This is a genomic window from Streptomyces sp. NPDC048516, from assembly GCF_043199875.1.
In the GTDB taxonomy this organism is placed as follows: Bacteria; Actinomycetota; Actinomycetes; order Streptomycetales; family Streptomycetaceae; genus Streptomyces.
Genome location: NZ_JBICWS010000032.1, coordinates 16,043 through 32,305, shown reverse-complemented (window position 1 = coordinate 32,305; position 16,263 = coordinate 16,043). Strand labels below are relative to the sequence as shown.

Genomic DNA, 16,263 nt, shown 5'->3' with positions numbered 1-16,263 from the left:
CGGCAGGCTCAGGCCGCTCGGTCCCGGGCCGGATCCCCGTCGACCTCGTGCAGGCTCGCCCGCACAGACTCCTCGTCCGTCTGCTCGACCTTCGCCATGGTCATGCGCAGGACCGGCGGTGCCATCACCGAGGTCACCACGGCGACCAGGACAATGATGGTGTACATCTCGGGGCTGAGGACACCTAGCCGGAGACCGACCATCGCAATGATGACCTCGATGACGCCGCGGGCGTTCAGCCCCGACCCGATCGCGAGTGCCTCCCAGTGACCGAGCCGGCTGAACCGGGCTCCGAGGTAGGCCCCCAGGAACTTCCCGACGATCGCGATGGACAGCACACCGAGGCCCACGAGCAGGACCGTCGGGTAGGCGAGCGCGGTGAGGTCCATGCGCAGGCCCGCAGTCGCGAAGAACAGGGGTGCCAGGACGGCCATGACCGTGGTGCGGAGTGGGGCGATCCGGGCGGCCGGTGCCCCGCAACTGCTGATGACGATACCGACCAGGAAGGCGCCGAACACCGCTTCCAGCTTCATCGACTGCGACAGCGCGGCGCCCAGCAGGATGAGGACAACGACCACGGAGACGGTGAGTCCGCCTTCTCTCGACCTGGCCGCGGCCGTCAGCCCGGCACGTATGAAGCCGCGGGAGATCAGGAGGACCGCGACAACCAGCACCACGGAACCGATCGAGACCGCGATGTCCGCGCCCTGCAACCCCGTGGTCGCCGTGGCCGAGACCACGGACAGCAAGACCCACCCCACGATGTCGTCGGCCATCGCGGCGCAGAGGATGAGCTGACCGGTGTTGCGGTGCAGGAGGCGCAGCTCCATCAGAGTCTTGGCGATGACCGGAATGGCGCTGATGCCCATCGCGACACCGAGGAAGAGCGCGAACGAGGTCCGGGGGGCGCCGTCGGGGACCAGCGAGCCGGGCAGGAGGAAACCGGCGCCCACGCCGAGCCCGAGCGGGACAACCATTCCGGCGATGCTGATCCGTATCGCCGCGCCGCCCCGCCGGCGCATGAGGCCGAGGTCCATGTGCATTCCGGTGAGGCCCACAAGCAGCAGCACACCGATCTGGCCGACGGCATCGAGCAGATGGAAATGGGCGGGGTCTTGGGGTAGTAGCCATTCGCTGAACGATGGTGCGACATGGGCGAGCACCGACGGGCCGAGGAGTACGCCGGCGAACAGTTCCCCGACGATGGCCGGCGCCCCGCACCGTACGGCGAGGCGCCCGAGCACAAAGGCCGTCAGGAGCAAGAGCCCGACCTGGAGCAGGAACACCAACAACTCGTGCGCACCTATCGGTGCGGCTGGGCTGACCGCGAACGTCACGGAATCTCCAGGGTCGCAGAAGGGGACAGTTCCCCGATTTCCGCGTCATTCGCGTTCGCCAAGGGAATTGATGCCCGGACCCTATGAACACCGAGGCCTCCTGGATACCCCTAATCCGACTGGCTGCCCCTGACATCCTTCTCTTCCGGCTGCTGTTGCCCCACATGTTTTGGCTCCGTATTAGTGGGTCTTAAGGGCCCCGGGGCACAGTCGTCGCCACCGCGCACGAGTGCGGTAGTCGCAGCAGCCTTCTGGAGCTTCACATGCAGCCTGACTTCGATGTCGCAATAATCGGCGGCGGACCGGGCGGGTCCACCATGGCCTCGTACCTTGCCGCCGCGGGGCTGACCGTAGGAGTGTTCGAGAGTGAGATGTTCCCCCGCCCGCACGTCGGTGAGTCACTGGTCCCCGCCACGACACCAGTACTGACCGAGATCGGGGTGATGGACCAGATAGACGCGGCCGGTTTCGCCAAGAAGTACGGCGCGGCCTGGACATCCGCCGAGTCCCGCAATGTCCCGCACAACGGTTTCGCCGGGCTGGATCACGACTGGTCCGCCGAGGTCATGTTCGTCGAGCGTGACCAGCCCGGTGTCGAACGTGACTACACGTACCACGTGGATCGCAGCAAGTTCGACCTCATCCTGTTGAAGCACGCGGAGACGCTCGGGGCCAACGTGTTCTCCGGTGCCCGCGTGCTCAAGGTCGACTTCGACTCGGACCCCGACATCGTGACCCTGAACTGCCGGTTCGGTCCGCGCACCGTGGACTTCACCGCTCGTATGGTCGTCGATGCATCCGGCCGCCAGACCACGCTGGGGCGGCAGCTCAAGTTCAAGGTGCCGGACCCCGTCTTCAACCAGTACGCGATTCACAGCTGGTTCGAGGGGCTCGACCGCAGCGCGCTCTCCGTGGCGGCTGAGAAGACCGACTACATCTACGTACACTTCCTGCCGATCGAGGACACCTGGGTGTGGCAGATCCCCATCACCGACACCATCACCAGCGTCGGCGTGGTAACCCAGAAGAGCCGGATCGCAGCGTCGGGCAAGGACCGTGAGCAGCACTTCTGGGACTTCGTGGCGAGCCGTCCCGAACTCTTCGACGCGCTCAAGCAGTCGGAGCGCGTCAAGCCCTTCAAGACGGAGGGCGACTACAGCTACTCCATGAAGCAGATCTGCGGTGACCGCTTCGTGCTGATCGGCGATGCCGCCCGCTTCGTGGACCCGATCTTCTCCAGCGGCGTGAGCGTCGCCCTGAACAGCGCTCGCTTGGCCGCCAAGGACATCATCGCCGCCCACGAGGCCGGCGACTTCTCCCGGGAACGCTTCGCACCGTTCGAGTCGAAGCTGCGCCGGGCCGTGACGAACTGGTGCGAGTTCATCTCCATCTACTACCGGCTCAACGTGCTGTTCACCGCGTTCGTGCAGGACCCCCGGTACCGCATCGACGTCCTCAAGATGCTTCAGGGCGACTTCTATGACGACGAGGAGCCCAAGGCGCTCCAGGCCATGCGAGAGATTGTCACCGCGGTCGAAAACGACCCCGAGCACCTGTGGCACCCCTACCTCGGGACGATCCGCGCCCTGAACACGCCCACGTTCTGATCACCGTTCATCACCATGGAGAACATACGGCCCCAGCGCCGTGTTCGGGCCGCAGCTATGTATGGAGGCAGCAGGCATGAAGACGCACGACATCCACGTCCAGGCGCTTGGTGTGCATCTGCCGCCCGACCGGGTGACCCTCGAAGAAGCCATTGAACAGGGGCTCTGCACCCGGGACGAGTTCTTCGAGAGCGACCTGGTCGGAGTGCCGGTCGCCGGCCGGAGTTCGACGGTGGACATGGCCGTCGATGCGGGTCGGCAGGCACTGCAGCGGGCCAACCTCGACCCTGCGGCGCTCGATCTCCTCGTGCACGCCCCAATGGCCCGGGAGGTTCCGGAGGCATGGGCACCCTCCGGCTATATCCTCCGCGAGCTGAAGTGCGGGCCGACCGCGGCGCACACGGTCAGCCAGGGGTGCAACGCCACGCTCGCCGGCCTGGAGCTGGCGGCCGGCTGGCTGTCGCTGGCGGCCGCCCGCTCGACCGCGCTGGTGACCTCGGCGCTCAAGGCCGAGCCCCCGTACTACGAGCGGTGGCGCAGCGCCGGTTTCGGGATGGCGCTCGGGGACGGCGCGTCCGCGGTGCTGGTCGGCAGGGCTCCGGGCATCGCGCGGATCGACGCGATCAACTCCGTGACCCATCCGGATCTGGAGGGCCTCCACCGGGGCTCGCTCGACCTGTCCGACCAAGCCGCCCTCGCCCATCAGAAGGTCGATGTCCCGGCCCGGGCCCGGGAGTACGCCATGGAGCCCGGCTTCGACTCGTTCGACCTGCACCGGATGTTCTCCACCATGTACGCCGATGTGGCGCGCCTCTCGCTCGATGAGCACGGCATCGGACCCGAGGACCTGAAGCGGGTCCTCTTCACCAACGCCGGGGCGGCCCTGATCGAGGCGGATGTAATGCAGCCGCTGGGCCTGCCCATGGAGCTCTCGACCTGGGACTACGGGCGCACAATCGGCCACATCGGCGCCAGTGACCAGATCCTGTCGCTCGACCACCTCTTCCACACCGGGGAACTGGCCGTCGGAGACCGGGTCCTTCTGGTAGGCGGCACCCAGGGATACAACGTGTCCAGCGTGCTGCTGACCGTAACCGCCCCCGTCGCGCCGGACGCGACAGTGTCCCGTTGACCCCCAACTGAGGGACACACCATGAGAGTTCTCTTCATACCGTGGTCCCAGCCGACGCACTATATGCCGATGGTGACGCTGGCCTGGGCGCTGCGGTCCGCCGGGCACGAGGTCAGGGTCGCCGCTCAGCCGCATGTGGTCAACGCGGTCAAGGCATCGGGACTCACGGTCGCCGCCGTGGGGCGGGACTACGACTACCTGCCGGAATTCCAGCAGGTCACCAACGAGTTGGCCCGGCACAACCGGGAGAATCCGCCCGTCGGCTCGTTCCCGGTCGGCCCGCCCGACCTCCCCGCCGAGGTGCTGAAGCCGATTCTGGAAGCCAAGTTCGCGCCGTTCGTCAAGACTGCTACGGCGATGGCTTCCGACCTCGTGCCGATGGTCCGGGCCTGGCGCCCGGACGTGGTCATCGCAAACCCGTTCGCGATGGTCGCTCCCCTGGTGGCCGAAATCGCGAAGGTGCCGCTCATTCACCACCTGACCGGCCCCACAGTCGAGCGAATGCTCGGCCTATTCCCCGGGAACAGCGCCCGGCCCGAACTGTGGGCCGACGACCTGCGCACGCTCTTCGAACGGTCCAGGGTGGAAGTGCGGGAAGAGTACGCCTCGGCCGCGGTCGACCCGTGTCCGGGCAGCCTCCAGTTCGCCGGCATACCTGCGCGGATGCCGATCCGCTTCGTCCCGTACAACGGCCCGGGTGACATACCGGACTGGCTGGCGGAGCCCGTCGGGCGGCGCAGGATCTGTGTGACCTGGGGAACCACAACCACCGAGCTGACCGGCCCCGAGGGTTTCCTTGTCCCTGCGATCCTGAAGAGCCTGGCGAATCTGGACGTGGAGGTCGCCGTCACGGTCAAGGCTTCCGACCGCGCGCTGCTGGGCGACATTCCGGCGAACGTACGTGTCGTGGACCAGCTGCCACTGCATCTGCTGCTGCCGCACTGCGATGCCATCGTGCATCAGGGCGGTACGGGCACCATGCTCACGGCTGCCTCGCTGGGCCTGCCCCAAGTGCTGGTGGCGGGGATCCAAGACCAGCTGGTCACCGCGGCGCAGGTGGCGGGCGTGGGTGCGGGAATCGCGCTCAACGCGGCCTCGACCGGGGCCGACGCCATCGCCTCGGCGGTCACACGCGTCCTGTCGGACGACGATGTCGCGCTGGCTGCCCGGCAGCTCCAGGCGGAGATCGCCGCCCAGCCGACACCGGCCGAGGTCGCCAGGTCAGTGGAGCGGCTGGTCGGCTGACCAGACCGGGCACGGACAGGCCCGACCGGAAAAAGGCGGGGTGCGGGGCCCTCGGCATCAGCCTGCGGCCCGCACCCCGCTCCTGCTCCTGCTCCTGCTCCTGCTGTCGCCCTCCTACCGCTCCGCGGCCAGGTCCGCACCCCGCCGCAGGGGTTCCCACCAGGCGCGGTTGTCCCGGTACCAGGCGACGACCTGGGCGATCCCGTCCTCGAAAGCGACCTGAGGAGCGAAGCCCAGCTCGTCGCGGATCTTGATCGTGTCGACCGAGTAACGCTCGTCGTGCGCCTTGCGGTCCGGTACCTGGCGTACCCGGTCCCAGCCGACCCCGCACAGTTCGAGCAGCCGGCCGGTCAGCTCACGGTTGCTCAGCTCCACTCCGCCGCTGATGTTGTAGATCTCTCCCGCGCGGCCGTTCATCAGCACCTGGTGGATCGCGCGGCAGTGGTCAGACACGTGCAGCCAGTCGCGCACCTGGTGGCCATCGCCGTACAGCGGCACATCGTGTCCGTCGATGAGGTTCGTGATGAAGAGCGGAATGACCTTCTCGACGAACTGGTAGGGCCCGTAGTTGTTCGAGCAGCGGGTGATGGAGATCTCCAGGCCATGGCTGCGCCAGTACGCCCGCGCGAGCATGTCGCTGGCCGCCTTGGAAGCCGCGTACGGAGAGTTGGGCTCCAGCAGCGAGCGCTCGGTCCACGAGCCCTCGGCGATGGAGCCGTAGACCTCGTCGGTGGAGACGTGCACGATCCGGCGGACGCCCGTTCGCCGGCATGCCTCGAGAACGGTCTGGGTGCCGAGCACGTTCGTCGTCACGAACGGGGCTCCGCTCATCAGCGAGCGGTCTACGTGCGACTCGGCCGCGAAGTGCACGACCGCGTCGTGCCCGGGGAGCACCTCGTTCAGCAGCTCGTCGTCGCAGACGTCGCCGCGTACGAACGTGAGTCGGGGGTGGCCGATCGGCAGGTTGTTCAGGTTGCCCGCGTACGTCACCTTGTCGAGGACGGTGACGTGGGCGTCCGGCACATCCGCGTGCTCACCGTCGAGCAGGCCGCGCACGTAGTGGGAACCGATGAATCCGGCTGCGCCGGTGACGAAGATCCTCATGCGGGTACCTCGATCCGACTGTGATCCCCGACCAGCAGGCGGTGGCTCGCAGATCCGTCGCGCATGCGCCGGACATCCCCGGACTTTCCGATGATGGAGCCCTGGAGCGATCGCACGCTGTCCACCGAGGCCCGGTCCAGGACGATGGAGTGCTCGATGCCCGCCTCGGTCAGCCGGCACTCCCGGCCGAGCGAGGTGAACGGTCCCACGTGGCTGTTCACGATCGTGCTGCCGGCACCGATGATCGAGGGGCCCGTGATCGTCGACCGCTCGATGATCGCGCCGGCTTCGACGATGACGGGACCGGAGATCCGGCTGTGCCCGTCCACCGTCCCGTCGACTGCGGGGGTGATCCCGCCCAGCAGCACCCTGTTGCACTCCAGCAGGTCGGCCAGCGTGCCCGTGTCCGCCCAGTAGCCCGAGAAGAGCTGGGCCTGGACCGGTAGTTCCTGTGCCACGAGCCACTGGATGGCGTCCGTGATCTCCCATTCGTTCCGTCGGCTCGGACTGATCTTGAGCACGGCCTCGTGGATGTCCGGTGTGAAGCAGTAGACCCCGGTCACCGCGAGATCGCTCCTCGGGTCGTCGGGTTTCTCCACGAGCCTCGTCACCCGTCCCTCGGCGTCGAGTTCCGCGATTCCGTACTGCGAGGGGTTTTCGACCTTGGTCACCACCAGTTGAGCGGCGGGGCGTCGCGCCCTGAAAGTCTCGACCGTCTCGGTGATCCCGCCGTCGAATATGTTGTCTCCGAGATACATGACGAAGTCGTCGTCGGCAAGGAATTCCCTGGCGATCATCACGCAATGGGCGAGTCCTCGCGGTTCCTCCTGGGGCAGGTAGGTGACGGACATTCCGAATTGCGAGCCGTCGCCGATCGCCGCCCGGACCGCGACCCCGGTGCCGCTGACTATGATTCCGACCTCGGTGACTCCGGCTTCTCGAATCGCTTCGAGCGCATGGACGAGTACGGGTCTACCGGCGACCGGGAACAGTTGTTTGGGCATGCTGTGACTGAATGGGCGCAGCCTGGTGCCACTGCCGCCCGAGAGTACGAGAGCTTTCACAATGATCTCTCAGACCAGTTCTTCGAGGGTTTTGACGATCTCGGACGGTGCCGGCTGGGCAATCATTTCCTCCCGCAGGCGGCGGGCTGCCGTGCGGTACGCGCCGGTGGAGAGGATCTTCGACGCGACGGCTTTGATGGCGCTGGTGTCGGCCTCGTCAGCCTTGAGCCCGAGACCGGCGCCGACGAGGGACAACTGGTCGCTGACCAGCCCCTGATCGCCGACCTGGGGAAGGGTCAGCTGAGGTACGCCGTAGAGCGCTGCCGTGAGTGCGGTCCCGGCTCCGGACTGGTGCACGATGGCATCGCAGGTCGGCATGATCAGTTCGAGCGGCAGCCCTTCCACGACGCGTGCCCGGTCGGGGATCGCATCCAGGCGCTCCCGGTCCGCCTGCCTGATGGCGACGACGATGTCCACGTCCAAATCGGTCAGCGCCTCCAGGATCCTGGGCACCATGAACGACTCGGAACCCAGGAGGGTGGTGGCCGCCGAGCCCCATGTGACGCAGACACGGGGTCGGTCGGTGGGTTCGAGCAGCCAGGACGGCGCGACGGTGGCACCGTTGTAGGACGAATAGCGCATCGCCACCCGGTTCGGCACTCCGGCGATCTGGAGGCTTTCGGGACAGGTGTCGATCGTGCGCGCGGCGACGTCGGCCTGTGGCTTCGCCCCGTACTTCTCGTAGAGTTCGACCATCTCCGCCGGCCAGGCGGCCCGTGGGTCGTCCTCCTCCCTGACGCCGGTACCGGGCAGGCCGACGTTCCGCGACATGTCGGGCCCCCACAAATGGCGGACGACGGGGGCGTTCACGGCCGCCGCGGCCAGGGGGGCCGCGTAGACCAGTGGGTCGGTGATCACCAGGTCCGGCCGCCAGACGCGGGCGAACGCCACCAGGTCCTCGGCCACGTCCTCGGCCGCCTTGATGTGCGGCACCATTCTGAGTTCCAGGAGCTTGCGCCGCACATCGGCGTGGAATTCCCCACGCCCGATCATGTTGGGCTGCTGGTCCACCCCCTTCCTCGTCTTCACCAGATCGGCGACACCCGCCATAAGGTCGTAGTCGCCCCCCACCTCGACCGCCATGACCCCAGTGCCGGTCACCGCGTCGACGACGGACGGCGGTACGGCGACCCGCACCTCGTGGCCGGCTGCCCTGAACGCCCACACGAGGCCCACCATTTGGTGGTAGTGGGTCGCCCAGGCCATCGGCGTGAACAGAACTCGCATGCATTCCTCCTCTTTCGGGGGTTGTCCCTTGGTTCGGGGCGGTTCCTCAGACGGTCACTCGTCGTGCGACGTCGCGGATCTCGTCCACCAGCGCCGCCTGGTTCAGCAGGGCCTTCCCCTGCGGCTCAAAGTCCGCTCCGCCGAGCGCGCACCGGGCGAAGTCCCGGACGAGGTTGGCGAACTGGTCGTCGGCCGGCAGAGTGATCTCCTCGGTCCTGTCCTGCCTTTCGAGGCGAATCACCGGCCGCAGGGTTGGCGGCGGGGTGAAGGCACGGTTCAGGGTGATCCGGCCCTCGCTCCCCCACACCGCGTATCCGGACCGGTAGCTGGTCCGGAAGCTGAAACCGAGATCCGCCGGCACTCCGTCCGTGGAACACAGCAGCGCGCTGCCGTCCAGGTCGATGTCCCGGTGCCGGTCCATCCGAAGAACCGACCCGAGGACCGAGAACTCGGATCCGAGCATCAGCCGGGCCGACCGCGCGGTGTACACACCCAGATCGAGAAGGGCTCCCCCACCGAGTTCCGGCCGGTAGCGGATGTCTTCCGCCGGCAACGGCGGGATGCCGAACGCGGCGGAGAACGAGCGGGGCTCCCCGATCAGGCCTTCGGCGATCATCTTCCGTACGGCCGTGTGCTGGGAGTGGTGCACGAACCCGAAATTGTCCGCCAGCCAGCGTCCGTGCGCGCGGGCTGTCGCCACCAGCACCTCGGTCTGGGCCAGGCTGGTGGCGAGCGGCTTCTCGGCGAGCACGTGGCGGCCGGCCTCCAGGGCCCGTTTCGCCCAGGTGAAGTGGAGCCCGGTGGGCAGCGCGATGTACACCGCGTCGATCCCGGGCTGTTCCAGCAATGCCTCGTATCCCTGGAGGGGCTCGCAGCCGAACCGCTGGCCGAACCGCCTCGCCTTCTCCGGGTCTCGGCTGGCGGCCGCCACGATTTCGACACCGGCCCGTTCCATGGCGGGCAGGATGTTCCGCCATGCGATGTCGCCGCATCCCATCACGCCGACCTGCAGCGGCGGGCTGATCGCGTTCATGCGTGCTCCCTCACCACAGGCTGTGCACGCAGGCGAGAAGACTGCGTGCCTCGATGTTGAGATAGTGACTGTGCTTCACCAATCGCATGAGCTGATGGATAGTCACCCAGCAGTAGCCATCGGGTACTTCCTCCGGGAAGTCGGCGTCTGCCTCGATCACCTGATAGCGCGTCTGGGCGTGGTGGAAGCGGCCTCCCTCCTCCGACATCAGCGTGTCGTAGCGCAGTCGGCTCCGGTCTGCGGCCGCGAGGACGTCCGCGAAGGGCACCGGACCGCCGTCCTCCGGGCCAGCTCCCTCGACCACCGGCAGTTGTACGGTCGGGGCAATCTCGACCCGATCGAGCAGACCGGGTTCGTACCTCGCCTGGACCAGCATGTGCAGGACACCGTCGATCCGCTTTGTGAGGAACGCGGCGAGGCCGTGCCCCCGGGGCGCCAGCAGGGGCTGTGACCACTGGGTGACCTCCCGGTTACCTGCCCGCACCCGCACACCGATGACCCGGAAGCGCGATGCGTCGTCGTCCACCAGCTCATCGGGGGTCAGCGACCATCCCGGCACCTCGGCCAGCGGCAGCCGCCGGGCGCTCCAGTCGCAGCGTGTCTTGCACTCGGTGAACCAGCTGAGGATCTCGGTCTGCGTGTGCAGGGCCGCCGCGTCCGGCCGGTACGAGTGCCCGAGCGCCGCGGCAAAGGGGTCGGCCGGATCTCGGGGCTGCGCCTCGGGCGGAGCCATGGCCATGCAGGCCAGCACCGTGCGGGCATCCATGTTGATGAGGTTGTCGATCCTCATCAGCTCGTATATCTGCTGGAGCGTCAGCCAGTAGAAGTGCTCGTGCTCGGCGACGTCCTCGGTGACCTGGACCACCATGTTGCGGTTGCGCTTGTGCCAGAACCACACGCCCTGTTCCGACTGGAGCACATCGACGAGCACCCGGCCCGGGGTGGGGGTGCGGAAGTACTCCACGTACCGGGTCCGGCTCCCCTGGTGCACCTGCGTGTAGTTGCTGCGCGTCGCCTGGACCGTCGGGGAGAGCTGGAGCGTATTGACGTTGCCCGGCTCCATCTTTGCCTGCATCAGGCAGTGCAGGACCCCGTCGAACTCCTTTACCAGGATGCCGAGTATCCCTATTTCGGGCTGATGGATGATCGGCTGGGAACGTCCTCCCGCGCTGCCGGAGCGGTAGTTGATGCCTTCGACCGAGAAGAAACCTCCACTGTCGTGTGCAAGGTTTCCGCTCTCCCGCTCGAAATGCCAACCGGCAAGGTCACCGAAAGGGACCTGTGTGACGGAGAATTGTTTGACCTGGCAGCGCTCCGACCACCATCGATGGAAGGCGGAGATGGGCGATCTTGCCCGATCCCCGGCGATCAGTGACAGGGCGAATGGAGATGCGGCTGCTGCAGAACCTTTGTGCAGTGCCGCGAGTATCTCGGCCAAGGGACCCTCCTGGGTTCTCTGGGCCGCCAGAAAAACAGCATGCTCTGAAGCGTCGGCAACGTAGAGACAAAGCCGCGACCGGACCGTTTCATTTGCGGATCCGGAAAAGCGGAAAGGCGGGATACCCCCGTACTCGGGGGCATCCCGCCCTGACCCGTGCGTTCCGCTCTGCCCGAGAGGCCCTCGGGCGGCTATTCGGTCATGTTGCGCTCTTGGGCGGCGCCGGCACCTCTTGCGCGGGCACCGCGGACTCCATGGCCGCCGGCCCCTGACCGGGGGGCGACCCCTCTCCGGCCGGCTCCCCGTCCGGAGGAGGCCCTTCGGACAGCCCTCTCGAGGGCTCGGGGAGGAAGAAGACGACGATGAGCAGTGTGATGACGGCGATGCCCGTTCCGGCGATGAACACGTCATCAGTGGCGGAGACGAGTGCGTCGATCACCTTGGGCCGGTTCGCCGGCGGCAACGACTCGATCTGGGCCGCGCTGGCTTCGGCGTTGCCGCCCTTGAGCGAGTCGGGCAGGTTCGAGGCATACGAACGGGCGAGGATCGCCCCGAAGACCGCACTGCCGATGGCTCCGCCCAGGGTCTGGCTGAAGCGGACCGAAGTGATGGCAACGCCGAGCTGCTCCGGGGGTGCTGTGATCTGGACCGCCATCAGCGCAAGTCCCAGCACCTGCCCCAGGCCTGCCCCCAGCAGGAAGAGATCCAGGTTCACCATCCAGGTGGAGGTGTCCGCCCGCAGCATGGCCAGCAGCCCCATGGCCAGAGTCATGGTGCTCATGCCGCTGATCATGACCATCCGGAAGCGGCCCGCCTTCGCGACCAGCTTGCCCGCCACCACCGCGGAAATGGTCATACCGATGGCCATCGGCAGCAGGTGTAGGCCCGCATCGGCCGCGGCCACGCCCTTCGCCGACTGGAGGTACAGCGACACGTAGACGACCGCGCCAATGGTCAGCATGCCTGCGAAGAACTCCTGCGGACTCGCCACCCGGAACACCTTGTTGCTGAACAGGGTGAGCGGGAAGATCGGCTCAGGCGCGGTGAACTTCTTCCAGATCCCCCGGGGCACCAGGCCCTGCCTCAGCAGGAATGCCACGAGCAGCACGACGCCGGCCAGGATGAGCAGGATGATCGGCGGCGAGCCCCAGGCGTACTCCCGGCCTCCCCAGTCAGTGACCAGGAGCAGAGCGCCGGCGGCGCCGGCGATCAGGCCCGCGCCGAGGAAGTCGAGCCGGTCGGAGCTGGTGCGTTCCGGCAGGTGCAGACACGTGCCAACCAGCAGCAAGGAGATAAGCCCCAGCGGCACATTGATGTAGAAGATCCAGCGCCACGAGTAGTGGTCCGCGATGAGCCCGCCGACCAGCGGGCCGACCACAATGCCGACACCGGCCATCACGCCGCCCATGCCGGCTCCGGCGCCACCGGAGCCCTTGCCCTCCTTCGCCTCCTTCGGCGGCCAGATGCTCAGGGCGATAATGAGAGTCACGCCCATGAGGCCTCCGCCGCCGATGCCCTGGATCGCACGGAAGGCGATCAACTGACCCATGTCCTGCGACAGTCCGCATAGCGCGGAGCCCGTGAGGAACGCGACCAGGGAGAAGAGGTAGATCCGCTTAGGGCCGTACAGATCGCACAGTTTGCCGTAGAGCGGCTGGGTGACCGTCGCAGCCAGGCCATAGGCCGTAATCACCCATGGAAGTCGCTCCAGGCCATGCACCGGATCCAGGCTCTGGGCGATCGGCCACACGGCCGTCGCCACCACGTTGTGATCGACAATCCCCAGGACCATGGAGATGATCGCGCCGATCGTCGCCAGTCTCATCTGCGTCAGCGTCATGGAAGAAACGCTATACCCAGGTTAAGATTTATAGCAAGTTCAAAATTATGTCAGGGTACACTTTCGGAACGATCGAGATGGGATGGTGACATGACCGAGAGTTCGGAGCCCGCGCTTGGGTTGCGGGAGCGGAAGAAGCTGGAGACTCGGTTCAAGATCTTCCAGACGGCGATGGACCTCTTCGTGGCCAAGGGCTTCGACAATGTGTCGGTGGCCCAGATCGCGGAGGCCTCCAACGTCTCCAAAGTGACGGTCTTCAACTACTTCCCCACCAAAGAAGACCTGGTCATGACGCCCCTGTCGGAACAGTCGGAGGACCCCGGCAAGGCGGTGCGCGAGCGGGCTCCCGGCGAGTCGGCCGTGGCCGCGCTACGCCGAAGGCTTTTGGAGGAAATCGACCAGTACGACCCGCAAGTCGGGCTGAGCACGGCCGGCCTGGACTTCATCCGAGTCATCCACGGCAGTTCGAGTCTGGCGGCGCGGGTCATGTACCTGGACCGCGAGAAGGAGACAAAGCTCGCCGCCACTCTCGCGGCCGAGACCGCCGCGGAGCCCGGCGATCTGACCCCCCATGTGGTGGCTGCCGCGATCATGGCGGTCACCCGTGCGATCGTCTCGGAGAACTGGCGCCGGCTCCTCGCGGGCGAGACCCCCGAGTCGATCCGCCCCCACGCCGTGATCAATACCGAGAAGGCCTTCGCGGCACTGGAAGCGGGCCTCACGGGCTACGGCACTGGCTGAAAGGAGATCAGCACCCCGTGCGGTAGCTGGTGACCGCGTCGATCACGCGACCCACCTCGTCGGCGCCCAGTCCCGTGTAGAGCGGAAGCCGGACCAACTGGTCGGCCACCCGCTCGGTGACTGGGCAGCCGCCCGCCGCGGTGCGACCGTGCCGCAGACCGGCCGGCGCGTTGTGCAGCGGCTGGTAGTGGAACGTCGCCTGGACTCCGCGCCCGACGACATGCCGCAGGAATGCCTGGCGGTTCTCCAGGTCGGGCAGCAGCAGATAGTAGAGATGAGCCGGATGCACACAGCCGTCCGGGACGGTGGGCTGCGCGACCCCGTTCTCCGCTGCCCACTCCTCCAGGCGGACCTGATAGGTGTCCCAGATCTCGATGCGACGCGCCTGGATCACATCGAAATTCTCGAGCTGTGCGGTCAGGAACGCCGCGAGCAGTTCGGACGGCAGATAGCTGGAACCGAGACCGACCCAGTGGTACTTCTCGATCGAGCCCCGGTAGTACTGCGTACGGTTGGTGCCCTTCTCGCGGATGATCTCCGCCTGTTCCAGGAGCTCCGGCTGGTTGATGACCAGGGCACCGCCCTCGCCGCAGTGCGCGTTCTTGGTCGCGTGGAAGCTCTGGGTGGCCAGGGCGCCGATCGATCCGAGCGGGCGCCCGCGGTACGAGCCCCCCAGCCCGTGGGCGTTGTCCTCGATCACGGCGAGCCCGTGCTTGTCCGCGATCCGCGTGATGGCGTCCATCTCGCAGCCGATGCCCGCGTAGTGCACCACCACGATGGCCTTGGTGCGCTCGGTGACCGCCGCCTCGACGAGCCGCTCGTCGATGTTGAGGGTGTCCGGACGGCAGTCGACGAAGACCGGGACCGCGCCGCGCAGGGCATAGGCATTCGCGGTCGAAGGGAACGTGAACGACGGCAGGATGACCTCGTCCCCCTCCCGCAGATCCAGGAGCAGTCCCGTCATGTCCAGGGCGTGCGTGCAGGAAGTGGTCAGCAGGGCGGCCTCGGCCCCCAGCATCTTCCGCAGCAGGGCCGTCGCCTGCGCGGTGAAGGGGCCGTCGCCGTCCAGCATTCCGCTCTCCAGGACGGATTCCAGGTACCCGCTCTCGGCACCGGTCAGGTAGGTACGGTTGAAGGGGACCTCTCGCACGTTCGCGGCTGCCACGGCACGTTCCTCCTGCTCGTTGGGCGCCTTCATCGGACGAGCTCCTCGATGGCCCGCATGACCTGCGTGGGCACGGGCAGCGCGAGATTCTCCTCGCGCAGGGCGCCGGCCGCCTTGCGGAAGGCGCCGGCCCCCAGCATCGACGCCACGGCGTCCGCCACCTCACCGGGGTTGATCGGGTCCGCCGGGAGCACCAGGCCCGCGCCGGTCTCGGCCAGGCACTCGGCGTGTGCGGCGAGGCCAGGGTTGTACGGCACCACAACCTGCGGGACTCCACTGCAGGCCGCGGTCAGAATAGTTCCGGTCCCACCGTGATTGACCGCCACCGCGCAGGTCGGCAGGATGATGTTCAGCGGCATGTCCTCAACGACCCGCGCATTGCCGGGCAGTCGTCCGAGGTTCTCGCGGTCCCTGCCGCGTACGGCCACCACCGTCTCCACATCGAGCCCCGCCAGCGCGTCGATCAGTGTGGTGACGGGGTGCACCACCCCGCTGTCGGCGCTCACCGTGTTCGCCGTCAGCCAGGACAGGCAGATCCGCGGCCGCTCCCCGGGGGACCGGAGCCACTCCGGGACGGCACCCGAGCCGTTGAACGACATGTACCGGGCGGGCAGCCGCTTCGGTACGCCCGCCGGCTGAAGGGTGGCGGGCCCGGGATCGACGGTGGCGATACCGTGGTGCGCCCTGGGTTCGGCCCCGAACCGCTCGTAGCACGCGCGCAGATCCGCCGGCCATCGGTCGGGGTCCAGGCCGTATCCGGGAAACTGGGCGAGGGACGGCGGCTGATATCCCCACAGGTGATGTACGAGCGGCGCGCCGGCCACCTCGGCCACCAACGGTGCCACCATCGTGATGGGGTCGGAAACGACCAGGTCCGGACGCCAGTACCGGGCGTGGTCGACCAGTTCGTCCGCCATGGCCAACGCCGTCCTGACATGCGGGACGGTACGCATCTCGGCATACCGACGGAACGCCTCGGGTGACATTGACGAGGTGTCACCGGAAGCACTCGGCCCCTGGCTCATCTCCCGCCGCACGATGTCCCCAGCCTCCGTGATTCCGGCCATCAGGTCGTAGGAGGCGCCTACCGGAACCGCCGTCAACCCTGACGCCACGATGGCGTCCACGACGGGAGGCTGACCCGCGACGCGCACCTCGTGGCCGGCACTCCGAAACGCCCAGGCCAGCGGCACCATGGGAAAGTGATGGCTGGGCACGGCAGCTGGAATGAAAAGTACTCGCATCGCCGCTCCGTAATCGCTCTAGTCACTCATTGCCGAAAGCCGGCGTAAGTGAGCCAGTGGCTCGGCAGGCGACCGATTGCCGCTGC

At 67.2% G+C, this 16,263-nt stretch carries 13 protein-coding genes; 4 read left to right on the top strand and 9 right to left on the bottom strand.

Annotation, left to right across the window (positions count from 1 at the left end; all coding sequences use genetic code 11):
- Positions 1–8 precede the first annotated feature (8 nt).
- Positions 9–1,337 carry a cation:proton antiporter gene (locus tag ACGFR7_RS35185; RefSeq protein ID WP_393327464.1) on the bottom strand — a complete coding sequence of 443 codons (1,329 nt, stop codon included), beginning with the start codon at positions 1,335–1,337 and terminating at the stop codon, positions 9–11.
- A gap of 263 nt (positions 1,338–1,600) precedes the next feature.
- Here ACGFR7_RS35185 and ACGFR7_RS35180 point away from each other — a divergent pair, with 263 nt between their 5' ends.
- The 3 genes from ACGFR7_RS35180 (at position 1,601) to ACGFR7_RS35170 (ending at position 5,321) form a co-directional block, all read left to right on the top strand.
- Positions 1,601–2,944 (top strand): NAD(P)/FAD-dependent oxidoreductase, encoded by a 1,344-nt coding sequence (locus tag ACGFR7_RS35180; protein ID WP_393327463.1) that lies wholly within the window; start codon positions 1,601–1,603, stop codon positions 2,942–2,944.
- A gap of 76 nt (positions 2,945–3,020) precedes the next feature.
- Positions 3,021–4,076 (top strand): ketoacyl-ACP synthase III family protein, encoded by a 1,056-nt coding sequence (locus ACGFR7_RS35175; RefSeq protein WP_393327461.1) that lies wholly within the window; start codon positions 3,021–3,023, stop codon positions 4,074–4,076.
- A 21-nt stretch (positions 4,077–4,097) separates the two neighbouring features.
- On the top strand, positions 4,098–5,321 hold the full coding sequence (locus ACGFR7_RS35170) for a nucleotide disphospho-sugar-binding domain-containing protein (protein WP_393327458.1): 1,224 nt from the start codon (positions 4,098–4,100) through the stop codon (positions 5,319–5,321).
- Between the two features lie 114 nt (positions 5,322–5,435).
- Here ACGFR7_RS35170 and rfbB read toward each other — a convergent pair whose 3' ends face one another.
- The 6 genes from rfbB to ACGFR7_RS35140 all read right to left on the bottom strand — a co-directional run bounded on the left by rfbB (position 5,436) and on the right by ACGFR7_RS35140 (position 13,027).
- On the bottom strand, positions 5,436–6,425 hold the full coding sequence (rfbB, locus tag ACGFR7_RS35165) for a dTDP-glucose 4,6-dehydratase (RefSeq protein ID WP_393327456.1): 990 nt from the start codon (positions 6,423–6,425) through the stop codon (positions 5,436–5,438).
- On the bottom strand, positions 6,422–7,489 hold the full coding sequence (locus ACGFR7_RS35160) for a glucose-1-phosphate thymidylyltransferase (RefSeq protein ID WP_393327453.1): 1,068 nt from the start codon (positions 7,487–7,489) through the stop codon (positions 6,422–6,424). The genes rfbB and ACGFR7_RS35160 overlap by 4 nt, the downstream gene beginning before the upstream one ends.
- Positions 7,490–7,498: 9 nt before the next feature.
- Positions 7,499–8,716, bottom strand: coding sequence for a nucleotide disphospho-sugar-binding domain-containing protein (locus ACGFR7_RS35155; RefSeq protein ID WP_393327450.1), 1,218 nt, complete (start codon positions 8,714–8,716; stop codon positions 7,499–7,501).
- 46 nt (positions 8,717–8,762) lie between these two features.
- Complete coding sequence (locus ACGFR7_RS35150; protein WP_393327447.1) at positions 8,763–9,749, bottom strand: Gfo/Idh/MocA family protein; 987 nt, start codon at positions 9,747–9,749, stop codon at positions 8,763–8,765.
- Between the two features lie 10 nt (positions 9,750–9,759).
- Positions 9,760–11,187 carry an NDP-hexose 2,3-dehydratase family protein gene (locus ACGFR7_RS35145; protein ID WP_393327445.1) on the bottom strand — a complete coding sequence of 476 codons (1,428 nt, stop codon included), beginning with the start codon at positions 11,185–11,187 and terminating at the stop codon, positions 9,760–9,762.
- A gap of 199 nt (positions 11,188–11,386) precedes the next feature.
- A complete protein-coding gene (locus ACGFR7_RS35140) occupies positions 11,387–13,027 on the bottom strand; it encodes an MFS transporter (RefSeq protein WP_393327442.1) in 1,641 nt (546 codons plus the stop codon).
- 90 nt (positions 13,028–13,117) lie between these two features.
- Here ACGFR7_RS35140 and ACGFR7_RS35135 point away from each other — a divergent pair, with 90 nt between their 5' ends.
- A complete protein-coding gene (locus ACGFR7_RS35135; protein WP_393327440.1) occupies positions 13,118–13,768 on the top strand; it encodes a TetR/AcrR family transcriptional regulator in 651 nt (216 codons plus the stop codon).
- A gap of 7 nt (positions 13,769–13,775) precedes the next feature.
- Here the strand turns inward: ACGFR7_RS35135 and rffA are convergent, their stop codons facing one another.
- Positions 13,776–14,966, bottom strand: a complete 1,191-nt coding sequence (gene rffA / locus ACGFR7_RS35130) for a dTDP-4-amino-4,6-dideoxygalactose transaminase (RefSeq protein ID WP_393327437.1) — start codon at positions 14,964–14,966, stop codon at positions 13,776–13,778.
- Entirely contained in the window at positions 14,963–16,129 is a 1,167-nt protein-coding gene (locus ACGFR7_RS35125; RefSeq protein ID WP_393327502.1) for a nucleotide disphospho-sugar-binding domain-containing protein, read from the bottom strand. The genes rffA and ACGFR7_RS35125 overlap by 4 nt, the downstream gene beginning before the upstream one ends.
- Between the last annotated feature and the right edge of the window lie 134 nt (positions 16,130–16,263).

Bases quoted from the DNA above. Each gene is read 5' to 3' on its own strand.
- rffA (WP_393327437.1), bottom strand. From the start codon at position 14,966: ATGAAGGCGCCCAACGAGCAGGAGGAACGTGCCGTGGCAGCCGCGAAC.
- ACGFR7_RS35175 (WP_393327461.1), top strand. From the start codon at position 3,021: ATGAAGACGCACGACATCCACGTCCAGGCGCTTGGTGTGCATCTGCCG.
- ACGFR7_RS35170 (WP_393327458.1), top strand. From the start codon at position 4,098: ATGAGAGTTCTCTTCATACCGTGGTCCCAGCCGACGCACTATATGCCG.
- ACGFR7_RS35140 (WP_393327442.1), bottom strand. From the start codon at position 13,027: ATGACGCTGACGCAGATGAGACTGGCGACGATCGGCGCGATCATCTCC.
- ACGFR7_RS35135 (WP_393327440.1), top strand. From the start codon at position 13,118: ATGACCGAGAGTTCGGAGCCCGCGCTTGGGTTGCGGGAGCGGAAGAAG.
- ACGFR7_RS35125 (WP_393327502.1), bottom strand. From the start codon at position 16,129: ATGGTGCCGCTGGCCTGGGCGTTTCGGAGTGCCGGCCACGAGGTGCGC.
- ACGFR7_RS35180 (WP_393327463.1), top strand. From the start codon at position 1,601: ATGCAGCCTGACTTCGATGTCGCAATAATCGGCGGCGGACCGGGCGGG.
- rfbB (WP_393327456.1), bottom strand. From the start codon at position 6,425: ATGAGGATCTTCGTCACCGGCGCAGCCGGATTCATCGGTTCCCACTAC.
- ACGFR7_RS35150 (WP_393327447.1), bottom strand. From the start codon at position 9,749: ATGAACGCGATCAGCCCGCCGCTGCAGGTCGGCGTGATGGGATGCGGC.
- ACGFR7_RS35155 (WP_393327450.1), bottom strand. From the start codon at position 8,716: ATGCGAGTTCTGTTCACGCCGATGGCCTGGGCGACCCACTACCACCAA.